The organism is Vibrio sp. 10N.261.52.C2, assembly GCF_041471425.1.
GTDB classification, from domain to species: Bacteria; Pseudomonadota; Gammaproteobacteria; order Enterobacterales; family Vibrionaceae; genus Vibrio; species Vibrio crassostreae_C.
In genome coordinates this window covers 115,903-139,906 of record NZ_JBFROH010000030.1, presented here as the reverse complement: position 1 = coordinate 139,906, position 24,004 = coordinate 115,903, and the positions used below count along the sequence as shown (strand labels likewise).

The 24,004-nt window shown below is 46.1% G+C and carries 22 protein-coding genes; 8 read left to right on the top strand and 14 right to left on the bottom strand.

Annotated elements, in window-relative coordinates; all coding sequences use genetic code 11:
- Positions 1–86 precede the first annotated feature (86 nt).
- Together AB4307_RS12195 and AB4307_RS12190 are read left to right on the top strand one after the other, a co-directional pair.
- Positions 87–1,064: a WD40 repeat domain-containing protein gene (locus AB4307_RS12195; RefSeq protein WP_017063707.1), complete on the top strand. Its 978-nt coding sequence runs from the start codon at positions 87–89 to the stop codon at positions 1,062–1,064.
- A 5-nt stretch (positions 1,065–1,069) separates the two neighbouring features.
- The gene (locus tag AB4307_RS12190) at positions 1,070–1,297 is read left to right on the top strand and encodes a SlyX family protein (RefSeq protein WP_009848930.1); all 228 of its coding nucleotides are present in this window, start codon (positions 1,070–1,072) and stop codon (positions 1,295–1,297) included.
- Between the two features lie 180 nt (positions 1,298–1,477).
- Here AB4307_RS12190 and AB4307_RS12185 read toward each other — a convergent pair whose 3' ends face one another.
- From AB4307_RS12185 to kefG, 5 genes are all read right to left on the bottom strand, one after another.
- Complete coding sequence (locus AB4307_RS12185; RefSeq protein ID WP_017066209.1) at positions 1,478–2,443, bottom strand: isoaspartyl peptidase/L-asparaginase family protein; 966 nt, start codon at positions 2,441–2,443, stop codon at positions 1,478–1,480.
- A gap of 217 nt (positions 2,444–2,660) precedes the next feature.
- Positions 2,661–3,251 (bottom strand): peptidylprolyl isomerase, encoded by a 591-nt coding sequence (slyD, locus tag AB4307_RS12180; protein WP_017061108.1) that lies wholly within the window; start codon positions 3,249–3,251, stop codon positions 2,661–2,663.
- 94 nt (positions 3,252–3,345) lie between these two features.
- On the bottom strand, positions 3,346–3,546 hold the full coding sequence (locus AB4307_RS12175; RefSeq protein ID WP_029235422.1) for a YheV family putative zinc ribbon protein: 201 nt from the start codon (positions 3,544–3,546) through the stop codon (positions 3,346–3,348).
- Positions 3,547–3,702: 156 nt separating this feature from the next.
- Positions 3,703–5,499 (bottom strand): glutathione-regulated potassium-efflux system protein KefB, encoded by a 1,797-nt coding sequence (kefB, locus tag AB4307_RS12170; protein WP_372131971.1) that lies wholly within the window; start codon positions 5,497–5,499, stop codon positions 3,703–3,705.
- Positions 5,486–6,070: a glutathione-regulated potassium-efflux system ancillary protein KefG gene (gene kefG, locus AB4307_RS12165; protein WP_017061111.1), complete on the bottom strand. Its 585-nt coding sequence runs from the start codon at positions 6,068–6,070 to the stop codon at positions 5,486–5,488. The genes kefB and kefG overlap by 14 nt, the downstream gene beginning before the upstream one ends.
- A 174-nt stretch (positions 6,071–6,244) precedes the next feature.
- Here kefG and AB4307_RS12160 point away from each other — a divergent pair, with 174 nt between their 5' ends.
- From AB4307_RS12160 to crp, 6 genes are all read left to right on the top strand, one after another.
- Positions 6,245–8,167: an ABC transporter ATP-binding protein gene (locus AB4307_RS12160; RefSeq protein ID WP_372131969.1), complete on the top strand. Its 1,923-nt coding sequence runs from the start codon at positions 6,245–6,247 to the stop codon at positions 8,165–8,167.
- Positions 8,164–8,634: a TIGR02444 family protein gene (locus AB4307_RS12155; protein WP_010435202.1), complete on the top strand. Its 471-nt coding sequence runs from the start codon at positions 8,164–8,166 to the stop codon at positions 8,632–8,634. The genes AB4307_RS12160 and AB4307_RS12155 overlap by 4 nt, the downstream gene beginning before the upstream one ends.
- A 271-nt stretch (positions 8,635–8,905) precedes the next feature.
- Complete coding sequence (locus AB4307_RS12150; RefSeq protein ID WP_016783703.1) at positions 8,906–9,913, top strand: hydrolase; 1,008 nt, start codon at positions 8,906–8,908, stop codon at positions 9,911–9,913.
- A 98-nt stretch (positions 9,914–10,011) separates the two neighbouring features.
- Complete coding sequence (locus AB4307_RS12145) at positions 10,012–10,224, top strand: YheU family protein (protein ID WP_010435208.1); 213 nt, start codon at positions 10,012–10,014, stop codon at positions 10,222–10,224.
- Positions 10,225–10,301: 77 nt separating this feature from the next.
- Positions 10,302–11,171, top strand: coding sequence for a phosphoribulokinase (locus AB4307_RS12140; RefSeq protein ID WP_010435210.1), 870 nt, complete (start codon positions 10,302–10,304; stop codon positions 11,169–11,171).
- 239 nt (positions 11,172–11,410) lie between these two features.
- Positions 11,411–12,043: a cAMP-activated global transcriptional regulator CRP gene (gene crp / locus AB4307_RS12135; RefSeq protein ID WP_004729651.1), complete on the top strand. Its 633-nt coding sequence runs from the start codon at positions 11,411–11,413 to the stop codon at positions 12,041–12,043.
- A gap of 183 nt (positions 12,044–12,226) precedes the next feature.
- Here crp and AB4307_RS12130 read toward each other — a convergent pair whose 3' ends face one another.
- The 9 genes from AB4307_RS12130 to rpe form a co-directional block, all read right to left on the bottom strand.
- Entirely contained in the window at positions 12,227–13,018 is a 792-nt protein-coding gene (locus AB4307_RS12130) for a DUF1338 domain-containing protein (RefSeq protein WP_017071309.1), read from the bottom strand.
- Between the two features lie 213 nt (positions 13,019–13,231).
- A complete protein-coding gene (astD, locus tag AB4307_RS12125; protein ID WP_372131967.1) occupies positions 13,232–14,689 on the bottom strand; it encodes a succinylglutamate-semialdehyde dehydrogenase in 1,458 nt (485 codons plus the stop codon).
- A gap of 39 nt (positions 14,690–14,728) precedes the next feature.
- Positions 14,729–15,748 carry an arginine N-succinyltransferase gene (gene astA, locus AB4307_RS12120; RefSeq protein ID WP_372129666.1) on the bottom strand — a complete coding sequence of 340 codons (1,020 nt, stop codon included), beginning with the start codon at positions 15,746–15,748 and terminating at the stop codon, positions 14,729–14,731.
- 107 nt (positions 15,749–15,855) lie between these two features.
- Positions 15,856–17,067: an aspartate aminotransferase family protein gene (locus AB4307_RS12115; protein WP_010435225.1), complete on the bottom strand. Its 1,212-nt coding sequence runs from the start codon at positions 17,065–17,067 to the stop codon at positions 15,856–15,858.
- 464 nt (positions 17,068–17,531) lie between these two features.
- Positions 17,532–18,110: an aminodeoxychorismate/anthranilate synthase component II gene (locus AB4307_RS12110; protein WP_372131965.1), complete on the bottom strand. Its 579-nt coding sequence runs from the start codon at positions 18,108–18,110 to the stop codon at positions 17,532–17,534.
- Between the two features lie 200 nt (positions 18,111–18,310).
- The gene (locus tag AB4307_RS12105; protein ID WP_102319997.1) at positions 18,311–20,905 is read right to left on the bottom strand and encodes an ExeM/NucH family extracellular endonuclease; all 2,595 of its coding nucleotides are present in this window, start codon (positions 20,903–20,905) and stop codon (positions 18,311–18,313) included.
- Positions 20,906–21,290: 385 nt separating this feature from the next.
- Complete coding sequence (gene trpS / locus AB4307_RS12100; protein WP_016796005.1) at positions 21,291–22,307, bottom strand: tryptophan--tRNA ligase; 1,017 nt, start codon at positions 22,305–22,307, stop codon at positions 21,291–21,293.
- Between the two features lie 150 nt (positions 22,308–22,457).
- Complete coding sequence (locus tag AB4307_RS12095; RefSeq protein ID WP_048659158.1) at positions 22,458–23,144, bottom strand: phosphoglycolate phosphatase; 687 nt, start codon at positions 23,142–23,144, stop codon at positions 22,458–22,460.
- A 102-nt stretch (positions 23,145–23,246) separates the two neighbouring features.
- Entirely contained in the window at positions 23,247–23,921 is a 675-nt protein-coding gene (gene rpe / locus AB4307_RS12090; RefSeq protein WP_372131963.1) for a ribulose-phosphate 3-epimerase, read from the bottom strand.
- Between the last annotated feature and the right edge of the window lie 83 nt (positions 23,922–24,004).

Sequence of the window (24,004 nt, the reverse complement as noted above, 5' to 3'; positions counted from 1 at the left end):
TCTAATGATTAGATTGGTGTGAATACGTTAGTTATAACAATATACTAGTCATATGTCTTTCGACACAAACCGGATTATTAGATGTGATGCGAATATTTTTCCACTCATTGCTATGTACAATTGTCATCACCTTGTTAAATGGTTGCTTTTTCTTCCAAGATGATGAGCAGCGTTGGGAAATTGAGCCCAATGGTGCCACCAGCTTTGCACTCAGCAGAGATGGACGCTTCGCCCTGCTCTACTCTCAGCAAAAGCAACTGCTCCTTTGGGACCTCGCCGAAGACCAAGAGTTGGCTCAGCTTGGTCCACAAGACCAGTTAGAAAACCAAGTATCGCGTATCCGTATCTCGGACAATGGCCGTTTTGCCATTACCGCTAGCCAGATGAACTTCGCCGTTTGGGACTTATCTTGGACTCAAGCACAAGGGCTCTGGTCTATCTCCGACGGCTTGATTCGCGATGTCGATATCTCTAGCAATGGTGAAAAAGTACTGCTTGGCCTTTCTAATGGAAAAGCCATCTATGTGGACTTAGTCACCGGACGCCGTCTGGAGTTCCTTGCTCACCGAGAAAAAGTGAATTCAGTCTCCCTCTCTTCTAATGGCCGCTACGCATTATCAGGCGGCAACGACTACAAAGCTTACCTTTGGGATACCGAGTCGGGCTTGGTGTTGCGCACCTTTGAGCATGAACAAAGAGTAGTACGAGTCGCGCTACAACGCGATGGTGAACTGGCTTTTACCTCTGATGGCGGCAATCAAGCGATGATTTGGGATCTTGAAACGGGCGAACCTCAAGCGCAATTGCAAAGCTGGTCTCGACAGTTGATTTTTTCGAGTGCTCGTTTTTCTGATGACGGCAGCATGTTGGTGACGGGCACGCCATCCAGCCAAGTGAGTGTGTGGAATACTCAGGATGGCAAACGAATTTCTCGCCACGATGCTGAGCCATTAAAAGATGCTCGCCCTCCTCGTGCGGTAGTGTATGATGCAGCCTTTGATGATAAGAACCGTGTGATATCGGGCACCTCTGCGGGCATTGCCCAAGCTTGGAATGTGGATTAAGAACGATGACAGAAAAGCGAGTTGAACAACTAGAAAGCCGCGTAAATGACCTAGAGTGTCAGCTAGCTTTCCAAGAACAGACCATTGAAGAACTCAATGAAGCGCTTAGCCAACAACAAATGTTAATCACGAGAATGCAAGATCAGATGAAGTTCGTGGTTGGCAAAGTAAAAAATATGGATGGCTCTAATCTAGCTGACGCATCAGAAGAGACGCCACCTCCACACTATTAAGTGCGGTTCAAAATAACCAATTAAATCTAACGACGCATATCGTTAGTTTCTCGTCCTCAATGTGTAAACACATTTCAGGACGGGACATAGAAAACTAAAAGGGCGACAGATACTTATCTGTCGCCCTTTTGTTTATTTCATCTCAGTGAATAAGCTAAAGCCAATTAAGCCGATACCAACTTAGTCGTCGGCATAAATCTTCACTTCAACACGACCTTGAGTATCAACGCTTGCACGATACATTCCTGAGCTGTTCATACCAAAATGTATATCGCCTTGGCCATCGATAGCGATCAAGCCACCTTCTCCACCCATGGTTTTCAATTCACCTTGAATGATCGTTTCACAAGCGGTGTGCACATCTTCTTTCAGATAACGCATTCGTGCTGCGACATCACTGGCGACCATTTTACGTAGGAAGAACTCACCCATCCCGGTTGTTGAGACGGCAACATTGCCATTTTCAGCGATGGTTCCTGCACCAATGATCGGAGAGTCACCCACACGACCGTATTTCTTATTGGTCACGCCACCGGTACTGGTTGCTGCCGCTAAGTTACCCGCTTGGTCTAATGCGACCGCACCAACCGTGCCGTACTTTTTATCGTCAGGGTATTTCTCAGCTTGCTGCTGATCATATTTCGCTTCAGACAGAGCAAAGATGCCTTTCTCTTTCATCGACTGAAGTTGGTCATAGCGGCGCTCAGTAAAGAAGTAGTCTTGCTCGGTAAAGGTGTAGTCATGCTCAAACGCAAACTTCTCGGCACCTTCACCAATCAGCAACACATGGTCGCTTTTCCGCATCACATCACGTGCAAGCTCAATTGGGTTTTTGATATGGCGAACGCCTGCAATAGCACCTGCATCCATTTCGCGGCCATGCATCACAGAAGCGTCCATCTCAACAAATTCATCATGCGTTAAAACAGAGCCCCTACCGGCATTAAAGTGCGGGCTGTCTTCCATCACCTTAACCGATGCCACTACCGCATCCAGAGCATCACCACCCGATTGCAATATTTGATAACCAGCCAAAACCGATTTTTCCAAAGCCTCGGTAATACCCGCTTTTAATTCATAGCTCATTTGCTCGCGCAAGATGGTTCCTGCACCACCATGAATGGCAATTGAAAAAGGCTGTGACATACAAACTCTCCACTGACGTCGTCTTATAATGTTGTGCTATCAATACCACATCCATGGTTCGATGTCTGATAACGAAAACCAAACTTTTACGAATGCTTAGATTTGCGGACACTTAGTTTGGTAGAGAAAAGCGAGGTCAAAAAGCGAGACTCCTAAACGCAAAAAGCCTCCACAAGGGAGGCTTTCAAGATTCTTAAACTAAACCGTTAATTCGGTATTAGTGAGAACCACAGCTACCGCCGCCGCAGCAGCCGTCTTTTTTCTCTTCACCGTGGTCATGGCCTTCGCCACCACAGCAACCGCCTTCGTGGTCATGATCGTGGTCGTGACCGCCACAGCCGCCTTCTTGGTGTACGTGACCGTGTTGAACTTCTTCTTCAGTCGCTTCACGAACCGCTACAACTTCAACGTCAAACGTTAGAGTTTGGCCAGCTAGCATGTGGTTACCATCAACAACAACTTCGTCGCCATCTACTTCAGTAACTTCAACTGGGATTGGACCTTGGTCAGTATCCGCTAGGAAACGCATGCCAACTTCGATTTGCTCAACACCTTGGAATACGTCAGCAGGAACACGTTGAACTAGTGCGTCGTTGTGTTCGCCGTATGCGTCTTCTGGAGTAACAGTTGCAGAGAACTTGTCGCCAGCTACTTTGCCTTCAAGCTCTTTTTCAAGACCTGTAATTAGGTTGTTGTGACCGTGAAGGTAATCTAGTGGAGCTTCTGCAGTTGATTGGTCAACTACTACGCCATCTTCAAGTTTCACTTGATATGCAACACTAACTACTACGTTCTTTTCAATTTTCATGAGAGCTCCAAGGAGGTTTGGACTAAGCTCGAACAGTTGAGCTTAGGAAAAATTCTGTACCGAGATATTATGGGGATCAATTAACGAAACTCAATCATTCTGGCTTAAAAATACCGATCATTTCTTGATTCGCGTGTTCAGATTTCTCTACAGTTTTCGGTTTACGCTGTTCTGTGAAGTCACAATCGACACATTCCACCAGCTCGATATTATTTTCAATCCACCAACGGAGTGTGTCTTGAGTGTTGCAACTTGGGCAGCTTGCCCCTGCGATAAAGCGTTTTTTCTGTTTCACGTTCATATCCTTTACTACTCTGGATTCGCGGTTCTTCCCACTCACTTTATTGATAAGTTAAGCAGAGACCGCGTTTATTATTAGGTTAGTTCTATAGTCTGTTATTTCTATGCCCAAGCTCTATTTCTAAGCTCAAGCATGAGTTATCACTTCAAGCTACTGCCAATAGTTTCGAGATTGGTGATCGTTTTCCATCTCGTGTCCAAAGATCTCTTCAAGTTCTTTACGAGCCTCTTTCGCTCTTTGGGCTAACTCGTCATCTTCGTTATGCTGAGGCAGCAACTCTTTCAGCATACCATTATCCAACTTTCTAAAGTGTGCTTCTGCTCGCTTCGCTTTATATGGATGCATGCCAAGTTCAGTCAATGTTTGACGACCTAAATCCAATGCTCCAAGGAAGGTTTCACGCGAATAGTTACTCACACCGTGGTTAAGTAGTTGATACGCTTCAACACGGCTTCGTGCACGCGCCAAGATCTTTAAGCGTGGGAAGTGCTGCTTACATAAATCGACGGTTTTCATGATTTCATCTGGGGAGTCAGTACACAACACAATCGCCTCTGCTTTATCAGCACCGGCTGCGCGTAATAGCTCTAGGTGAGTCGAGTCTCCGTAAAACACCTTGTAGCCGAACTTTCTAAGGATGTGTATTTGGCTGGCATCACTTTCAAGGACAGTGATACGAATCTTGTTGGCATACATCAGACGACCAATGATCTGACCAAAACGACCAAAGCCCGCAATAATCACTCGAGGGCTGCGATCAACCACATCCGAAGACATCGCACTTTCACTGATTTGATTAAGCTGACGTGCAAAGAATCGGTCTTGCAGTTTAAGCATCAATGGCGTGGTCACCATAGAAAGGCTCACAACCACCAGTAAGAACGACACTTGTTCGCCACTTAAGATGCCTTGAGCACTCGCCGCAGTAAAAATAACGAAAGCGAACTCACCACCTTGGCTAAGGATCATCGCCATTCGGCTACGTGCTTTAGCTTGAGTGCCGAAGATACGAGCCAGCGCATACAGCACCAAACCTTTCAATACGACTAGCGACGACACTGCAATAAGTATTGCGAATGGGCTTTCTGCCAGTAGACCTAGGTTTACCGCCATACCCACAGAGATAAAGAACAGACCAAGCAGTAAACCTTTGAATGGATCAATCGCGATCTCAAGCTCGTGTCGATATTCACTTTCAGCCAGAAGGACGCCCGCCAAGAAAGTACCTAATGCCATCGATAAGCCAATCTGCTGCATGATGACGGCAATACCAATCACCAATAACAACGCTGCAACCGTGAAAAGCTCACGGACACCGCTCATCACTACGTATCGGAACAGTGGCCTCAACAAGAAGTGACCACCGACCAGCAGACCAATCACACCGCCTAGCATCCACAGCATGTCAGCCCAACTGCCGCCCGTATTGCCAGCGAGCAAAGGCAGCATCGCCAACATAGGGATAACAGCTATATCTTGGAAAAGCAGTACTGCAAAGCCTGACTGCCCGGCTTCTTTACCACCAAGTTCTCGCTCTTCAATAACGCGTAAAGCAATGGCTGTCGAAGACAACGCTAAACCCATACCTATTACCAGGCTGGTTTGCCAAGTTAATCCAAATAGACAGGCGATGGCGGTAATAATCAGAGTGGTGATCAGCACTTGTGCGCCACCGAGTCCTAGAATCGGCGCTCGCATCTGCCACAGTTTTTTCGGATTAAGTTCGAGACCAATCAAGAAGAGCAGCAGTACCACCCCGAATTCGGAGAAGTGTAGAATCGCTTCGACATCACTGATTAAGCCAAGCCCCCATGGGCCAATTGCCACGCCCGCTAATAAGTAACCAAGTACTGAACCCAAACCGGCGCGCTGTGCGATAGGAACCGCAACCACAGCAGCCGCTAAAAATATAACGCTACTTTGTAGAAAATCATTAGTCAGAGCCATCATCTGCTCCTATATCTTGTAGCGGGTCTCGCAACCAATTTCGATACGCTTCGGCGTGTTGGTAACGCGTCATATCGGTGACATTTCGTGCCCAGTGTAAAACCAAAGGGGATATCCAGTTCATTTGACACAAAGCAGCGGTGAGCTCGAATGGTTGCAAGATCTCTTGTAATGGATATTTATTATAACCTGCGGCACCAAACGCCTCTTCTTTACCACCGGTAGTAATCACACTGCGCCAGTGTTTGCCTTTAAGCGCACTTTGCTCACCAAAAGCAAAGCCCTTGCCTAACACGCGATCAAACCACTCTTTTAACAATGAAGGACAGGAATACATGAACAGAGGATGCTGAAACACGATCACATCGTACTGAAGGAGCAATTCATGCTCATAAGGCACATCAATAAAGAAGTCAGGGTAGATGGCGTAGAGATCATGAACTTTGACATGACCGAGCGACTCTACCTTCTTAACCATCATCTGGTTAGCAATAGAGGTTTGCGGCTCTGGGTGCGCGTAGATGATCAACACCTTTGGCACGACTTTGTCTGTCGAGGGAGTATTACTCATTCCTTTGAAACATTCCTTTGAGGGCTAAACGGTGGCAAGGCCACAAGAATTTAAGCAAAAGTTATTAATATGTTATTGGCATCATAACGCAAATTGCATTGTGATCGACTTTTATCTGGTTTCAGCCTACTATGCAGGCGTCTGTTCACCTCTAATTTCTATGCTATTTCAATTATGATTACTTTCTCTGATATTCAATTGCTACGCGGCGGTAAGCCACTCCTCGACCAAGCATCTGCGACTTTTCACCCTGGCGACAAGATCGGTTTGGTTGGTAAAAACGGCTGTGGTAAATCTACGCTATTCGCCTTAATTAAGGACGAACTGTCTATTGATGCGGGCTCATTCAGCAAACCTGCCCATTGGGAAATGGCTTGGGTTGCTCAAGAAACCCCTGCATTAGAAAGAACAGCAATTGAATACGTGATTGATGGTGACCGTGAATACCGCGGCCTTGAAGATCAACTAGAGAAAGCTGAACAAGCCGACAATGGCACATTGGTAGCAGAGATCCACGGCAAGATTGAAACCATTGGTGGTTACAGCATAAAGGCACGTGCTGCCGAGTTACTGGATGGCCTAGGCTTTAGCCAAGAACAAATGACATGGAACCTGACTCAATTCTCAGGTGGTTGGCGTATGCGTTTGAACCTAGCGCAAGCCCTACTGTGTCGCAGTGACCTACTGCTACTCGATGAGCCTACCAACCACTTGGATTTAGACGCAGTAATGTGGCTAGAGCGTTGGTTACAAAGCTACCCTGGCACGCTAGTGCTTATCTCGCACGATAGAGACTTCTTAGACCCTATCGTCAACCGCATCGTGCACGTTGAAAACCAACAGCTCAATGAGTACACGGGTAACTACTCATCGTTCGAAACCCAACGAGCGCAAAAACTGATTCTGCAACAAGCGATGTACCAAAAGCAGCAGAAACAGATGTCTCACATGCAGAGCTACATTGACCGTTTCCGTTACAAAGCTTCAAAGGCTCGCCAAGCGCAAAGCCGTATTAAAGCGCTAGAGAAAATGGAACAAGTGCTGCCTGCTCAGTTTGATAACCCATTCAGCTTTGAATTTAGAGAACCAGACGCACTACCAAACCCAATCATGATGATGGATGAAGTATCAGCGGGCTATGATGACAATCTGATTCTAGAAAAGATTCGCTTGAACCTAGTACCGGGCAGTCGTATTGGTTTGCTTGGCCGAAATGGCGCTGGTAAATCAACACTGATTAAACTGCTTTCTGGCGAACTGAAACAGCAAGGCGGTGAACTGAGTTATTCGCAAGGCGTTAAGATTGGTTACTTTGCACAGCACCAGTTAGAAACGTTGCACCCAGAAGAAACACCGCTGCAGCACATGATGCAGATTGCCCCTAAACACACCGAGCAACAATTGCGTGATTACCTAGGTAGCTTCGGTTTCCAAGGTGAAAAAGCACTTGATAAAGTAGCACCCTTCTCAGGTGGTGAAAAAGCGCGTTTAGTATTAGCGCTACTGGTATGGCAAAAACCAAACCTGTTGCTACTCGATGAACCAACCAACCACTTGGATCTCGACATGCGTCAAGCGCTGACTTTTGCCCTGCAGACATTTGAAGGCGCAATGGTTATCGTATCGCACGACCGTTACCTACTGCGTGCGACTACCGATGATTTATACCTTGTACACGACCGCCAAGTAGCACCGTTTGATGGTGACTTAAGCGATTACTACAAGTGGCTAACCGAACAGCAGAAAGTTGAGCGCAAAGAAGCACAAGCATTGGCACCAGCAAAAGACGGCGCCAACAGTGCAGCAGCGAAAAAAGAGCAGAAACGAAAAGAAGCCGAGTTCCGTAAACTGACGGCACCACTTCGTAAAAAGCTCACTCAATTTGAAAAGCAGATGGATAAATTAACGTTGGCTCTTGAAGAAGCCGAGCAAGAATTATCCGACACTTCACTGTATGAAGCTGAAAATAAGGCTAAACTGAATAAAGTACTCGCTCTCCAAGCGAGCAGTAAATCACAGCTAGAAGAAGTTGAAATGGATTGGATGTCCACTCAAGAAGAGCTTGAGCAGATGGAACAGGATATGGATAGCTTATGAGCCCAGAGCACGCCCCAATATCACTAACACTGGAACGACTATGGCAATTTAGCCTTCAGTATTACAGTGTGCGTGGTGTAAAGGATGCGTGCCTAGCTTTACAAAACCAGTTTCACGGCAACGTCAATCTACTGCTGCTGCTCAAATGGCTTGATGAGCAGCAATTGTCTTTTGCCGAAGAAGAGTGGCACAAAGTTCAACAGTGCTTGAGCCGCTCTGAAACCCTGCTTCATAGTTATCGAGAGCTACGTAAGCATCTCAAAGCACACGTTGTTGATTCACTCTACCGTGAAGCCTTACAGTTCGAATTACAACTAGAGAAACAACAACAATCTGATCTCGTCGACTACATAAACTCTCTTCAGCTTTTCGCAAACCAACAAGCGCCTCTCGCTTTTCAATACTGTCGATTATTAGGGGCAGAAAACCTCTATGTTGCTTTTTCTGAACCAGCCCCTCAGCCCTAAGGCATTCCCTTTTCCTTTTGTTAGATCAAGATCCAAGCTTATTGGGGACTATCGTTCTTCGTGTTCACGCGATGGTGGCTCGGATTATTAGCAATATATAGAGCTTAACCTCGATAGTATTCAACCAGTTACCTACAACCTGTTTTGTAACCTGTATGAGTGAAACTCTTGCGCTTATGCCGAGAATCAACCAAGCTCAAATAAAAACATGGGCGTTTCACTAAAAGCTCAACACTTTATCAAAGCCCATAAAAGAAGCATGGACTGTTTTATGACAATATTTACCGCAGCGGCTGGTCTCTCTAACCCGCACTTACAAACCTTAGTGCCACGGTTTATTAGAAAGCAGGCGTTATTTGATCCTCAATGGCAAACCTTAGAAACTCCCGACGGTGATTTCCTCGACCTTGCATGGAGCGAGGACCCGAAGGGAGATAGCCCCAATAGTGATAATAAAAGCAGAGGAGATGCGAATAATAAGCCCATTTTCGTTCTATTCCACGGTTTGGAAGGCAGCTTTGAAAGCCCTTACGCCAATGGACTGATGAATGCGTTTGCTAAAGATGGTTGGTTATCCGTGATGATGCACTTTAGAGGATGCAGCGGAAAACCGAATCGCTTGGCTCGCGCGTACCATTCAGGAGAAGTAGAAGATGCTCGTTTCTTTCTACGACACTTACACGCGCAATTTCCCAATAACCCAAAGGTTGCGGTTGGTATATCTCTAGGCGGAAACATGCTGGCGAACTACTTGGCTGAGTATGCGGACGACCCATTACTGTCGGCGGCAACGATAGTTTCTGCTCCTTTTGATTTAGCTTGCTGCTCCAGTCGTATTGAAAGAGGCTTCTCTAGGCTCTATAAAAAATACCTGCTCAACTCACTCAAATCGAATGCCTTGAAAAAGGTTAAGCTGTTACAAGAAAAAATAGGTATCTCCGCTGAAACCATCAAAAAAATAGACAAACTGTATGAGTTTGATGAAAGGATCACTGCGCCTCTGCATGGATTTAAGAATGCTCAAGACTACTATGCTCAATGTTCAGCGCTTCCAAAACTGAATAAGATTAAGCTACCGACTCAGATCATTCATGCTAAAGACGATCCTTTCATGACTGATGATGTTATTCCAAAATTCGTACTACCAGACAATATTGATTATCGCTTGTTTCAGAAAGGTGGCCATGTGGGGTTCATTACCGGTAGCACGCTCAAGCCCAGGTTTTGGCTAGAAGAAGCATTGCCAGCCTACTATGAAAGTATCCAAGATTCGGCATAATGACCGAGCCTTTTTAAGGACTGAGTGGTAGACGTCACTAGACGCAGTAATCAACACATCAATAAACCTATTTATGAACATAAAAGAGAGAAGTATTTATGATCATCCCATGGCAAGACATTGCGCCAGAGACACTGGAAAACCTCATCAAAGAGTTCGTGCTGCGTGAAGGCACAGACTACGGAGACGTAGAGGTTTCACTGCAAAACAAGATTGATCAAGTGAAACATCAATTAGCTTCAGGAGAAGTCAGCATTGTGTTTTCTGAGCTCCATGAAACCGTTGATATTCAAGTCACAAAACGCTTCTAAGCTGCGCTCATAAAGGAGCCGTGTTATAGTGGTAAACGATTGCTAACAAGTAAGTTACTCAAAAGACAAGGGTTGTCATGTCCGCTAAACATCCAATTATTGCGGTGACGGGTTCATCTGGAGCCGGCACCACCACCACCTCAGAAGCCTTCCGTAAAATGTTCAATATGATGGACGTGAAGGCAGCTTGGGTTGAAGGAGATAGTTTCCATCGCTTCACTCGCCCAGAGATGGATGTCGAGATCCGTAAAGCGCGCGAGCAAGGTAAGCACATCAGCTACTTTGGTCCACAAGCCAACGATTTTGGTGCGCTAGAAGAGTTCTTCCGTAAATACGGTAACGAAGGTACAGGCAAGGTACGTAGCTACCTGCACACATTCGATGAAGCCGTTCCTTACAATCAAATGCCAGGCACCTTTACGCCATGGCAAGAGATCCCAGAAAATTCAGATGTGATGTTTTACGAAGGCCTGCACGGCGGTGTGGTTGATGGCGATATCAATGTTTCTCAACACGTCGACTTGCTGATCGGCATGGTACCTATCGTCAACTTAGAATGGATCCAGAAATTCGTTCGCGACACACGCGATCGTGGTCATTCTCGTGAAGCAGTAATGGACTCGATTGTTCGCTCGATGGATGATTACCTTAACTACATTACTCCTCAGTTTTCGCGTACTCACATCAACTTTCAGCGTGTTCCAACGGTAGACACATCAAACCCTCTCAACGCTAAAGGGATCCCAAGTTTAGACGAAAGCTTCGTTGTTATACGTTTGCGCGGCATCAAAAACGTCGATTTCCCTTACCTTTTAGCTATGATTGATGGCTCATTTATGTCTCGCCACAACACGCTTGTGGTACCAGGAGGGAAGATGAGTTTTGCTATGGAGCTCATTGTAAGGCCGATCCTACAACAACTCATCGAAACCGGAAAAATTGGTTAACAGAGCACCATTCTGGTTGATTACTTTTCATACCGTGATCATGTGCACAATTTTGCGTAAAAAATCGTAGCTTGGTCACGATTAAAATCAAGAAATAGTACCTGAAAAAGGATACTATTCTTAAACGAAACACAAGATAGCTTGCAGCGCTCAACGAGTGCTCTTATCCTACAAGTCAATCCAGGCTTAGCTAAAATACGGAAAGCGGCAAGCATACCCTGCAGAGGAAGTGAGATATTATGGTTCTAGGTAAACCTCAAACCGATCCAACATTAGAGTGGTTCCTTTCACACTGTCATATTCATAAGTACCCATCAAAAAGTACTTTGATTCATGCTGGTGAAAAGGCAGAAACCTTGTACTACATTGTTAAAGGTTCTGTGGCAGTTCTTATCAAAGACGAAGAAGGTAAGGAAATGATTCTTTCTTACCTAAACCAAGGCGACTTCATCGGTGAGCTAGGCTTATTCGAAGAAGACCAAGAGCGTACAGCTTGGGTTCGTGCAAAATCTCCTTGTGAAGTAGCTGAAATTTCTTTCAAGAAATTCCGTCAACTTATCCAAGTGAACCCAGACATCCTAATGCGTCTATCAGCGCAAATGGCAAACCGTCTACAAGTAACTAGCCAAAAAGTTGGTGACTTAGCGTTCCTTGACGTAACTGGTCGTATCGCACAAACGCTACTAAACCTAGCAAAACAACCAGATGCAATGACTCACCCTGACGGCATGCAAATCAAGATCACTCGCCAAGAGATTGGCCAGATTGTTGGTTGTTCTCGTGAGACAGTTGGTCGTATCTTGAAGATGCTAGAAGAGCAGAACCTAATTTCTGCACACGGTAAAACTATCGTGGTATATGGCACTCGTTAATCTCGATTAACTGAGCCAAAAATTTGAAAGCCACCAAATGCGAATTTGGTGGCTTTTTTGTTTTCTGAAGACCCAGAGAGCAGATGCGAGATACGATAAAAACTCACAGAATCCTATTTGTAAACTTCCTCGAAGCGAAGCGTACTCGAATCTCTAGGACAAAGTCCGTGCTCGTACCTTTTGTTAACCGTTGGTGCTCTCAAAAATTTTGTCAGCTGATGCTGCAACAAAACCTGTGTAAAGCTCACCGTTGACCATCGCATAACGCTTAGCGAACTCATAGAAGCCGCCAGGAATCATCTCATTGCCTTCAACAAATGAAACTGGGACTTTGTCTGCCATTGTTGATGATTGCTCTAATAAGACCTCTGGAGAGCCTTTAACCTGACCGCCAGATGCATTGATCGTGAAGCCTGACTCGCTCAGGTAGTCATTCACCGCCTGCACTTCATCAAATTCATTTAGCTGGTTCACACTCACCGTAAAGTGGTTTGCACCATATCCATGAGCCGCGAGCCAAGACGCGTATTCGCTCTCTTTCGCTAGTACTTGGAAGTCAGCGAAGCTCAAATCCCAAAGACGACCACCAAACAAGAACTCATGACCTTGAAGCTTACTTGAGTCCACTTGCTCAACCAACTTAGCAACAATCTGTTGCAAGTCACTTGAACACTCTTCTACCTTCAACTCACTAATGAACACTTTTGGTTGTTTTGGATCTGGGTGCTCGTAATGCTTAGCCACCAACTTCTTGCTCTCAAACAAGTAGTCGCCACACGCCTTATAGCCTAACTCTAGGAAAGGCTTCGCTAATGTTTCAATACCCAAAGGAGCAACATTGAAAGTACGCAATGCAATGTGATCATTAATCAGCGCTTCGTCTTCTTTCAGCAAGTGATGCACTTTCTCAGCCGATGGACAAAGCCTGTGAATGTAATCGTCCCAAAGTGATTTAAAGAGTAGATCGGGCGTCATGGTGACTCCTTGTCAATGGTTCTAGCAAGCTAGTAATTTGGATAAGAGAGGGAGAGGCTGAGACACAGAGTCAGCAGCCATCAGCCTGTGACATACTTTTTCTATTATTATCTACCGCCCAATCTAGGTGTCGGACGTGATGGAAAAGGAAAGCGATAACACCACTTCCCTATTTCAAGCTTAACGCATGAGCCTAAGACTCATTAGCCTAAATTAAAGCTCAATACCCGGGCTAAACGTTGCTGGAAGTTGAGTTTCACCGCCTTCCATTGAAGCCATAGGATAAGCACAGTAGTCCGCCGCATAGTAAGCACTTGGGCGTAGGTTGCCTGAAGCACCCGGACCACCAAATGGTGCATCACCACTTGCGCCTGTTAGCTGACGGTTACGGTTAACAATACCCGCACGGATATGGTCAACGAAGTATTCCCATTCAGAATCATCTGTTGATACAAGACCCGCAGACAAACCAAAACGAGTGTCGTTCGCTAACTCAACCGCTTGCTCTAGTGACTGGTAACGAACAACTTGTAGCAATGGACCGAAGTACTCTTCATCCGGCAGTTCAGCAATGTTGGTTGCATCGATAATACCCGGGGTTACGAATGCCGCTTGACCCGCTTTTGCTTCTACTAGGCTGACGCCGCCTAACGATTGTAGATTCGCTTGCGCGTCCAGAATGAACTTAGCCGCCGCTTCAGAGATCTGAGGACCCATGAAGGGTGCTGGTTCAGCGAATGGCTGATCAACACGAATCTTTTGCGTCGCTGCGACCAGCTTATCGAGTAGCAGATCCCCCTTCTCGCCAACAGGAACATACAAACGACGAGCACATGTACAACGTTGACCTGCACTGATGAAAGCCGATTGGATAATCGTATAAACCGTTGCGTCTGCGTCACCATATTGGTCACTGATCACCATAGGGTTATTGCCACCCATCTCTAGTGCCAGCATCTTGCCCGGTTGGCCCGCGAATTGACGGTGAAGGATATGACCGGTATTTGCACTACCTGTGAACAGCACGCCATCAAGACCTTTAGCATCGGCTAGTGCGATACCTGTCTCTTTAGCGCCTTGTACTAGGTTGATTACGCCAGCTGGAAGGCCCGCTTCTTGCCATAGTTTCATCGTAAACTCACCCGTCCAAGGTGTCTGCTCTGAAGGCTTAAATACCACGGTATTACCCGATAGCAGTGCAGGAACAATATGACCGTTTGGTAGGTGACCAGGGAAGTTATAAGGGCCAAATACTGCCATCACGCCTAATGGACGGTGACGAAGTACAATTTGGTTGCCAGCCGCTTCACGTGAAGCTTCACCTGTACGCTCGTGGTAAGCACGGATAGAGATGGCGATCTTGCCTGCCATCGCGCCCGCTTCAGTGCGAGTTTCCCAAATCGGTTTACCCGTCTCTTTTGCAATAATCTGTGCAATCTCTTCGCTGTTCTCTTTTACCTTCTCAGCAAAGTTCAACACGATCGCTTCACGCTCTGCAAAGCTCAATTTTTTCCAAACCAAGAAGGCTTCACGAGCTGCTGCTACTGCAGATTCAACCTGCGCTGGTGTTGCGCTATCACCCTGCCACACTACTTCATTGTTGTATGGGCTTACTGATGTCATGGCGTCACCTTGACCTGCCACCCACTGTCCTGCTATCCACTGAGTCATACTTCTATCCTTAAAATCTTCGACAGATAATCGCCGCTCTTACTGAGCCAACATGCGAACGAATTCGCCTTCTTTTACTTCAAGAGCGCTCGCTACTTCAGATGATAAAATCACTGTGTCGCTTGCTTGGTCATACGCACCTTTCGCGGCTACTGCGCGGAAGTTCTCAAACGAGGTATTACCAATTAGGAAGTCTTTAGAGCTAGAGTGCTCTGCAATTTGAACCTGTGCTCGAATTGAGTGACGCACAGATTCGATGTTTCTTAGATCACACTCAACCGTTGGGCCTGCATCAAAGATGTCGACATAACCACGGTTGGTGAAACCTTCACGTTCCAGCAACTTAAGTGCAGGGCGCGTATTGTCATGTACCTCTCCGATCACCGCTTGAGCTTCTTTGCTCAGTAGGTTCACGTAGATAGGTAGCTTAGGCATTAGGTCAGCAATGAAGCCTTTCTTACCAATACCGGTTAGGTAATCGGCAAGCGTGAAGTCAATCGAGAAGAAATGTTCTTGCAGCCATTGCCAGAAAGGAGAATTGCCTTCCGCATCTGATACACCACGCATCTCAGCAAAGATCGTTTTTGAGAAACGCTCTGGGTGCTCAGCCATCAGTAGGAAACGACACTTAGACATCAGTCGACCGTTTAAGCCTTTGCGGTAATCAGGACGTAAGAACAGCGTACAAATTTCGCTGCAGCCTGTGTAGTTATTACCAAACGTCAACAGCTTAACCACGTTATTCACTTTTAGGCGCTGTGAAGAGTGAACCACTTTACTGATGTGGTACGAGTAAAAAGGCACATCCCAGCCAATGGAAGCTTCGATACCCGTTGTACCAGCAACTTCGCCAGTTTCAGCGTCGAAACCCACCATTAGATAGCCTTCATCACCGGGTTCGGTCACGCCTTGTTTCGCGAAGCTGTATTCAGAGTGAGTAATACGATTGGTTAACAGTTCTTCGTTAACCGGAAGAGATGTGAATCCATGTCCTGACTCAACAGCGCAGGTATGCAACGCGTCGTAATCAGATAGTTTAATTGGGCGAACAACTAGCATCAATATTCCCTCCAGATGCAAAATAGGCCCAAAACCAGAAGCTTGGGCCTTTAGCAAAACGTCATGGGATCGCTCTAATGGCGATCATTCCTATGACGCCGCTTAGGCTAAACTAGCGTAGCGATTGCTTTGTCTAGTTTTGATAAGCCTTCTTCAATTTCTTGTGTAGTAATAACCAGTGATGGCGTAAAACGAACCACGTTTGCACCCGCAACCAGTACCATCAAGCCTTGTTCGCCTGCCGCTACTAATACGTCACGTGCACGTCCTTGCCACTCGTCATTTAGTGCAGCGCCTAACAATAGGCCTTTACCACGAACTTCACTGAATATTTGATATTTGTCATTAATCTTAGCTAAGCCGTCACGAAACAGCGCTTCACGCTCTTTTACGCCAGCTAAGGTTTCTGGTTGGCTAACGACGTCAACAACCGCTTCAGCAACGGCACACGCTAGTGGGTTACCGCCGTATGTTGAACCGTGCGTACCGACTTTTAGGTGTGTCGCGAGTTCAGTCGTTGTTAGCATCGCGCCGATAGGGAAACCACCACCGAGTGATTTTGCTGTACTTAAGATATCAGGTGTCACACCTAGGCCTTGATACGCATAAAAATTGCCCGTACGGCCATTACCTGTTTGCACTTCATCAAAAATAAGCAGCGCATTGTGCTTGTCACACAGCTCACGAACCGTGTTCACAAACTCAGAGGTTGGAGAGATGATGCCACCCTCACCTTGCAGAGGTTCCATCATGATTGCACATGTGCGATCAGAGATGTGCGCTTCTAGCGCGGCAATATCATTGTAAGGCAGGTGAGTTACATCGCCCGGTTTAGGACCGAAGCCGTCAGAATAAGCTTCTTGACCACCTACAGTTACAGTAAAGAAAGTACGACCATGGAAACCTTGTTTGAATGCAATGATTTCAGATTTCTCAGGGCCATGAACATCTGCCGCCCAACGACGAGCCAACTTCAATGCTGCTTCATTCGCTTCTGCGCCAGAGTTGGCAAAAAATACTTTTTCTGCAAAACATACGTCGGTTAGCTTCTTCGCTAGACGCAGTGCAGGTTCGTTGGTCATCACGTTACTCAGATGCCAAATCTTGTTTGCTTGCTCAGTAACGGCATTCACCATTGCTGGGTGACAGTGACCCAAGCAGCTCACAGCGATACCGCCAGCAAAGTCGATATACTCTCGGCCTTGTTGGTCCCAAACGCGTGCGCCTTCCCCTTTTACCGGGATCATTTCCATTGGGTTATAACAAGGCACCATCACCTCATTAAAAAGACTACGTTCTACATTATTTTCCACTGTCATCGTACATTCCTTCTCGATACCGCAAGCTTCGCAAATAAGCGTAATGGTTCATAAGTGAGATAAAGATATTTTGTCCCGCCATAATCCCGCTGCAGCATTATATTTACATTTAATTAACCTTTTCAATAGTAGATTATTCTTTAGCCATCCCTAACAACCAGCTAAACGTCACTACCTATGACTATTTATGCATCAAACAATCTGTTTTATGAAGCTTTTTTTAACTAAACGTCTATCCATCAACAGCAAAGCCTTACTGGTACAGCGGTATAAGGGGTTCGAGAGGAAATAAGGCGAATAATATTGCATAGACTAAAAACTTAGCCTGAAGAGGGAGAAATGTTATAAAAAGTGATCGGCGTCAGAGGGATGAAGACGCGGCGCGCCCGAATTAAAACGCTTAACGAACGAGGTAATACGTTTAACTGGCTTATTTGAACGAATGAAAAGCCAAATTTAAACACTCAACGCGCTAAGAAGTTAGCAAGAAGCTGGTGTCCTTGCTCTGTTTTAATCGATTCAGGGTGAAATTGGACGGCATCAATCGGCAAGGTTTTGTGTTGATAACCCATGATCTCATCCATACTGCCATCTTCAAATTCTGTCCAAGAAGTGAGTTCAAAGCAGTCAGGGAGCGTACCATTTTTCACCACTAAAGAGTGGTAACGAGTCACAGTCAGAGGATTATTGAGACCTTGAAAAACGCTCTTACCGTTATGACGGATCGGAGAGGTTTTACCATGCATCACTTGTCTGGCTCTCACCACTTCACCACCAAAGACTTGAGCAATGGCTTGATGACCAAGACACACACCTAAGATCGGCAACTTACCCACGAAGTGCTCAATGACTTGCAGAGAGATTCCCGCATCATTCGGCGTACAAGGACCCGGAGAGATAACAAGATGGCTAGGGCTCAGCGATTCTATACCCGCAATATCAATCTCATCGTTGCGAACAACTTTCACAGTGACCCCTAACTCACAGAAATACTGATACAAGTTATAGGTAAAAGAGTCGTAGTTATCGATGATAAGTAACATGGGTCGAAATCGTTTGCTAAATACTAAATGATTGAGAGATATAGGGGCGGTATTGTGCAATACCCATGGCGAAAGGCAAGTGGAAACTGCATTTCGCCAATAATTAAGGCCAACCTAAGTTGACCTTAATTGTTTACAGATAGCCCTAAGTTATCTGAATTGGCTTACTTGTATGGCAAGCCAATCTATTTGTGATTGAGCTACTTACGACGACGCCACATTGCTAAGCCAAATAGTGACATAAGAGCACCGAAGCCAAATGAACCGCCTACTCTTAGCTCAAGAACGGCAGGATCATGATCCGATGAACGGAAGTGATCTTGGTACTTAGGTAGGTCACCTTTGTACTCTTCGTTGTAGTCAAACAACGTCGACTCACCACCATTGATGTGCCAATCGGTAGCATCGACAACCCTATCTTTCAGGCTTTCGCTGATCAGCAGGTGGTCTAGAGCGCCAACTTCATCATTGTATGAGTAGCTCCAGCTGTCTGGGTGCTTTTGAGCCACAGCATTGATATAACCGTAGTTCTTCGTAATCACCGCACCGCTATCACCAAACTGCTCAACACCATCAATGTAGGTATTACGAGCTGCTTTGATCTGCTTGCCGTATTTCTCTTCCGAGTAATCGGTTAGCACCAGCATTGGATCTTCCATGCCGTACGAGTTCATATCACCCAGGATCACTTTGTGACCTTTGATGCCATCGAGCGCTTCACCTAATGCAACCGCCGCAGCAACACGGAAGTTCTCACATGAACCTTGCTTATCGGCATCAACGCCGCCTTGGCCGCCCTGCTCAATCGGAGCAGCATCTTCCCAACACTTAGAGCCTTTCGATTTAAAGTGGTTGATCGCTACGGTGAGTTTCTCTTTGGTGCCTTTAACTTTAAAGGTTGGCGCCAATGAGTCACGTTGGTAGTTCTTACCGTCTTCAATCACCTTGCCTGAATCGTCTAACACCTCTGGTGCTTGTTGGCTTGGCATCGCGATAACACGGCTGTCTTTAAGCTTAACCACCTTCTTACGGTAGATAACACCCGTTGTGATAACGTCAGTACCAATAGAGTCCATCTCGTCGGTTACGCCGTCTTCGTTCGAGTCGACAGCCACAAAGGTATAACGGTCTTTCTTACGCTCAATGCGATCATTCAGTTGGTTTACAAGTTGCTGAATGGCAGAGCCTTCACCAAAGCCATTGTTCTCAATTTCCATCAAGCCAATGATGTCTGCATCTAAGCGAAGAATCGCGTTCACAATCTTCTCTTGCTGCATCTCAAACTCAGTGATGGTGTTCGCGCCACGGTTATTGCCGTGCTGATTCGCGTCGCCACCAAATGGAGAGTTGAAGTAGTTCAATACGTTGAAGGTCGCAATACGTAGGTCGCCTTCATCCATGTCTGGTTTGTCGGTACGCGGATCGTTACGCACATAGTTTTCAGCCGAGATCTGGTTAGTCGCAATTAAACGGTACTCACCGTAGCTGTAAGTCAGCACGCCTTCTAGGCCAACAATGGTGTCATCAATGCGGATGTAATCTTCTGTTGAACCATCTTGGTCGATATCAGTGCGGCCAAAATCTGGGTAGAAAGGGACTTGTCCATCAGCCGCTTTTTGATCGGTTTCAACGAAAAGACGGCGGTCTGCGTTGTCTTCAGTTTGCTGCTTCGCTTCGTCAGATCCCGCGGCGAAAAGCTGGTTCGGCTGCATGTTAATACGCTCATGCGCCAGTACCATGTTGTTACGACGACCTGCGTAGTCATAACCAAAGGCACGCGTCACACGCATATCAAGCGCTTCGGTTGTTTTCACCAACATGCCTTCGTAGCGTTCAAGCGTTGCAGCGAAGTTCTCGTCACTGTCTAGCACTTCAATCGCCGTAGCTTCAGGTGCCTGCTGCTCGCCCTGTTTTAGCCATTGGTTGTTTTCTACTTTCAGCTGAGTGTGGCTGTAGTATTCTTGAACCTTGCCTTTCACACACACTACATCACCGGCTACTAGCTCTGAGCTCGACTGGTTGGTATGAATAAATAGACCCTCAGAAGTGCTTGAGTTGAAATCATCCTCAAGTGCTTGCAGGTAGAAGCCTTTAGTTAGGCCTGTTGTTACCGCACTTACCACACCTTTTACGAAATATTCATCGTCGGTGATGTATGGGTAGCCATCGATGAATGGCGATGTAGCGCCCTCACCTTGGATTTCTTGAATGGTGGTGAATACTGGGTCAGAGCCATCTTGTGTACAAGTGAACGCTTCTGGCAGTTCAACGCTGTCTAGTGAACCTAGGCCTTCAATGCTGTCTTTTGGTAGCGATACCCATTGTGAAGCATCAAACGTCGCAGAAGGTGTTTGTGTCGCACGAACCAAAGTAACATCTTTGCCCCAGTCCACATCGCCCATCAAACCAACAACATCATGTACCGAGCCGTCTGAATTCAAGATAGCCAGCGGGTCGTCACCATTATGATTGGCGATAGAGGCATTAATGATGTCAGCTTGAGCTTTAATCTCATCACTCGCACTAGAATGTGCGACCACGAGTACTTCACCGGGTGCTAAAACGTGTCCATCTAAAGGTAAAGTGGCACCCCATGATCCGTTGCCATTGGCAGATTTCGCCAATGAGTAACCATCTAAACTAATGCTGCTATCGCCACTATTGGCAATCTCAACCGCTTTGTTATAGCTGCCGCCTTCCACATATTGTGAAATAAACAAATCAGCGTGTGCGCTTGTAGTTAACAAGCTACCAATTGCCACTGCTAGCAATGAAGGTTTGTGTAAAAGAGCCATCCGTTTCACCTGAGTTCATCGAGTTATAGTCACTGCCATCTATGGGCAGTCATGTATTTTGTGGTAACTATCAGGTTTATTTATGAAAGGAATAAGTCAGTTGGCAAGAAAATGAGGAACTTATCACTTTGGAATCATCAATTGTTTGGCACGTTATATATTTCCAACATATATAGAAACGAGTGTGATTTTATAAAGCTTGAGGGTACCAAATAAGATCATCTGCACAGCATTACAGCGATGGATATGCTAGCTAAATACTGGGTAAATTATCAATTCAAACAAGGGGGTTTCGAGGAAGGCAAATGGAATGGGCATGAAAAAGCCCAAAGTAAACAACAGCTACTTTGGGCTCAAATTCTCAAGCGAGTTGTGTTAGTTCACCCTATGGGCGAGTAACAAAACCTACTGCTTCGTATGCTTTTTTCAGTGTCACTGCAGCACGTTCAGAGGCTTTTTCAGCACCGGCTTTCATTACTGCGTCCATGTAGGCACGGTCAGCACGGATACGGTGATATTCAGCTTGAATCGGCTCAAGCATCTCAACCAATGCTGCGCCTACGTCTTTCTTGAACGGACCGTACATTTCAACGCCTTGGTACTGCGCTTCGATCTCTTCGAACGTTTTACCCGTCGCTGCAGAGTACAGACCCATTAGGTTAGAGATACCCGCTTTGTTTTCCCAATCGTGAGCAATGCGTGGTGGTGTTTCTGCATCGGTTTGCGCTTTGTTGATCTTCTTGATGATCGACTTAGGCTCTTCTAGCAGAGTAATCACGTTCTTACGGTTGTCGTCTGACTTAGACATCTTCTTCGTCGCGTCTTGCAGGCTCATTACACGTGCATTCACTGTTGGAATGTAAGGTTCTGGTACTTGGAAGATTGGCGTTTCAGGACCGTAGATGTTGTTGAAGCGAGTTGCGATATCACGCGCTAGCTCTAGGTGTTGTTTCTGGTCGCTACCTACAGGTACTTGGTGAGCACCGTAAAGCAGGATGTCTGCAGCCATCAACACTGGGTAGTCGTATAGGCCTACGTTTACGTCGTTTGAGTGACGTGCAGACTTATCTTTAAACTGAGTCATACGGCTCAGTTCACCCATTTGTGTGTAACAGTTAAGAAGCCAACCAAGTTGAGCATGCTCTGGTACGTGTGACTGAACAAATAGCGTGCTCTTCTTTGGATCAACACCGACAGCAAGACAGATTGCTAGTGCGTCTAGAGTCGCTTCATGCAGTGCTTTCGGATCTTGGCGAACCGTAATTGCGTGAAGGTCTACAACACAGTATTGGCAATCGTAATCATCTTGCATCTGTTGCCATTGACGTAGAGCACCCAAGTAGTTACCGATACTTAGTTCACCAGATGGTTGAACACCACTCAATACGATGGGCTTGCTCATGGTTTTAATTCCTTTGCTTATTCGCTAAGTTTATTGAACGCTTAGCTTCTTAACTTAAATATAGAAAAGCCGCACAGCTCTTCTGTACGGCTCATCCAGTGTACTCATTGATAAGTATTTTGCCAGTAGGTTAGCTAACTTTTGTCCGCTTTATGCTGAAACTAGAACGACATCTAGTAATTGCGCGACGTTATCCGCGACATAGTCAGGGTTTGATGCTGAAATCGGCTCGCCGTGGTTATAACCGTAAGTCAGACCAAACGAGTGACAACCTGCATTCTTAGCCGCTTTAATGTCGTTGCTTGAATCACCAACCATCAACATCTCTTCCGCTTTAACGTTGTGCTTTTCTAGCAACCAGTTCAGCGCTACTGGATTCGGTTTTTTCTCTGGGAAAGAGTCGCCGCCTAAAACATCAACAAAGTACTTATCGATACCGTGTTGCGCCAGAACGTCGGGTACAAACTTCGATGGTTTGTTGGTCACAAGCGCCATAGTGAAACCCGCATTATGCAGCTCTGCCAGCGTCTCTTTTACTGATGGGTAAAGGTGGCTCAGCTTGTGGCCGCCCTGCTCGTAGAAATCATCAAACAAGATGCGTGCTTTCTTCAGCAGCTCAGGATCTAGGCTTGGATCAACAGTTAGGTTACGGCTGAGTGAACGCCCGATAAGCACGTCAGCACCATTGCCAACATAGTCGCGAACTTGTTCTTCACTCACTGAAGGGAAGCCCAACTCCTGACAAGCTTGGTCAGCAGCAACGGCCAAATCAGGCACGCTGTCTAACAAGGTTCCATCCAAATCAAAGGCGATCAGTTTTATTGAGCTTAATGACATCTTACTTTCCTATTTATTATGTTCGTCTTATGAGTTGAGCTATAAGACGTAAAAAAGGGGCAAATTAGCCCCTTAATATTCAATCTATCTGTAGTTTTACGATTATGCGTTTACTTTTGCAAGCTCTGCACGCATCTCATCAATCACTTCTTTGTAATCTGGTTGATTGAAGATAGCTGAACCCGCAACGAACATATCTGCGCCCGCTTCTGCGATTTCACGGATGTTATCAACCTTCACGCCGCCATCAATCTCAAGGCGAATGTCACGGCCTGACTCATCAATCAGCTTACGAACAGCACGTAGTTTATCTAGCGTGTGCGGAATGAAAGATTGACCGCCGAAGCCTGGGTTCACAGACATCAGTAGAATCATGTCTACTTTGTCTAGGATGTAATCTAAGCAAGAAAGCGGCGTTGCAGGGTTAAGAACCACACCCGCTTTACAGCCGTGCTCTTTGATTAGCTGTAGAGTGCGATCGATGTGCTCTGAAGCTTCAACGTGGAAGGTAATCATTGATGCGCCGGCTTTAGCAAACTCAGGCACGATGCTGTCTATTGGCTTAACCATAAGGTGAACATCGATAGGAGCCGTAATACCGTAGTCGCGCAGCGCTTTACAGATAGGCGCGCCAAAAGTCAGGTTAGGTACGTAGTGGTTGTCCATCACATCGAAGTGCACAACATCAGCACCAGCTGCGAGTACTTTTTCTACGTCTTCACCAAGACGAGCAAAATCTGCAGACAAAATCGATGGAGCGATTAGAAAATCTTTCATACCAAACCTCTTAAGAGTGAGTAAATTGCGAATATCACCGCCTTGTGACATCTCATATACAAATACAAGACTCAATTCCAAGA

Coding starts and splice junctions, on each gene's coding strand:
- AB4307_RS12150 (WP_016783703.1), top strand. CDS start 8,906: ATGACAATATTTACCGCAGCGGCTGGTCTCTCTAACCCGCACTTACAA.
- AB4307_RS12115 (WP_010435225.1), bottom strand. CDS start 17,067: ATGACAGTGGAAAATAATGTAGAACGTAGTCTTTTTAATGAGGTGATG.
- kefG (WP_017061111.1), bottom strand. CDS start 6,070: ATGAGTAATACTCCCTCGACAGACAAAGTCGTGCCAAAGGTGTTGATC.
- trpS (WP_016796005.1), bottom strand. CDS start 22,307: ATGAGCAAGCCCATCGTATTGAGTGGTGTTCAACCATCTGGTGAACTA.
- astA (WP_372129666.1), bottom strand. CDS start 15,748: ATGCTAGTTGTTCGCCCAATTAAACTATCTGATTACGACGCGTTGCAT.
- AB4307_RS12160 (WP_372131969.1), top strand. CDS start 6,245: ATGATTACTTTCTCTGATATTCAATTGCTACGCGGCGGTAAGCCACTC.
- crp (WP_004729651.1), top strand. CDS start 11,411: ATGGTTCTAGGTAAACCTCAAACCGATCCAACATTAGAGTGGTTCCTT.
- astD (WP_372131967.1), bottom strand. CDS start 14,689: ATGACTCAGTGGATAGCAGGACAGTGGGTGGCAGGTCAAGGTGACGCC.
- AB4307_RS12095 (WP_048659158.1), bottom strand. CDS start 23,144: ATGTCATTAAGCTCAATAAAACTGATCGCCTTTGATTTGGATGGAACC.
- AB4307_RS12185 (WP_017066209.1), bottom strand. CDS start 2,443: ATGTCACAGCCTTTTTCAATTGCCATTCATGGTGGTGCAGGAACCATC.
- slyD (WP_017061108.1), bottom strand. CDS start 3,251: ATGAAAATTGAAAAGAACGTAGTAGTTAGTGTTGCATATCAAGTGAAA.
- AB4307_RS12130 (WP_017071309.1), bottom strand. CDS start 13,018: ATGACGCCCGATCTACTCTTTAAATCACTTTGGGACGATTACATTCAC.
- AB4307_RS12105 (WP_102319997.1), bottom strand. CDS start 20,905: ATGGCTCTTTTACACAAACCTTCATTGCTAGCAGTGGCAATTGGTAGC.
- kefB (WP_372131971.1), bottom strand. CDS start 5,499: ATGGCTCTGACTAATGATTTTCTACAAAGTAGCGTTATATTTTTAGCG.
- rpe (WP_372131963.1), bottom strand. CDS start 23,921: ATGAAAGATTTTCTAATCGCTCCATCGATTTTGTCTGCAGATTTTGCT.
- AB4307_RS12110 (WP_372131965.1), bottom strand. CDS start 18,110: ATGTTACTTATCATCGATAACTACGACTCTTTTACCTATAACTTGTAT.
- AB4307_RS12195 (WP_017063707.1), top strand. CDS start 87: ATGCGAATATTTTTCCACTCATTGCTATGTACAATTGTCATCACCTTG.
- AB4307_RS12140 (WP_010435210.1), top strand. CDS start 10,302: ATGTCCGCTAAACATCCAATTATTGCGGTGACGGGTTCATCTGGAGCC.
- AB4307_RS12145 (WP_010435208.1), top strand. CDS start 10,012: ATGATCATCCCATGGCAAGACATTGCGCCAGAGACACTGGAAAACCTC.
- AB4307_RS12155 (WP_010435202.1), top strand. CDS start 8,164: ATGAGCCCAGAGCACGCCCCAATATCACTAACACTGGAACGACTATGG.
- AB4307_RS12190 (WP_009848930.1), top strand. CDS start 1,070: ATGACAGAAAAGCGAGTTGAACAACTAGAAAGCCGCGTAAATGACCTA.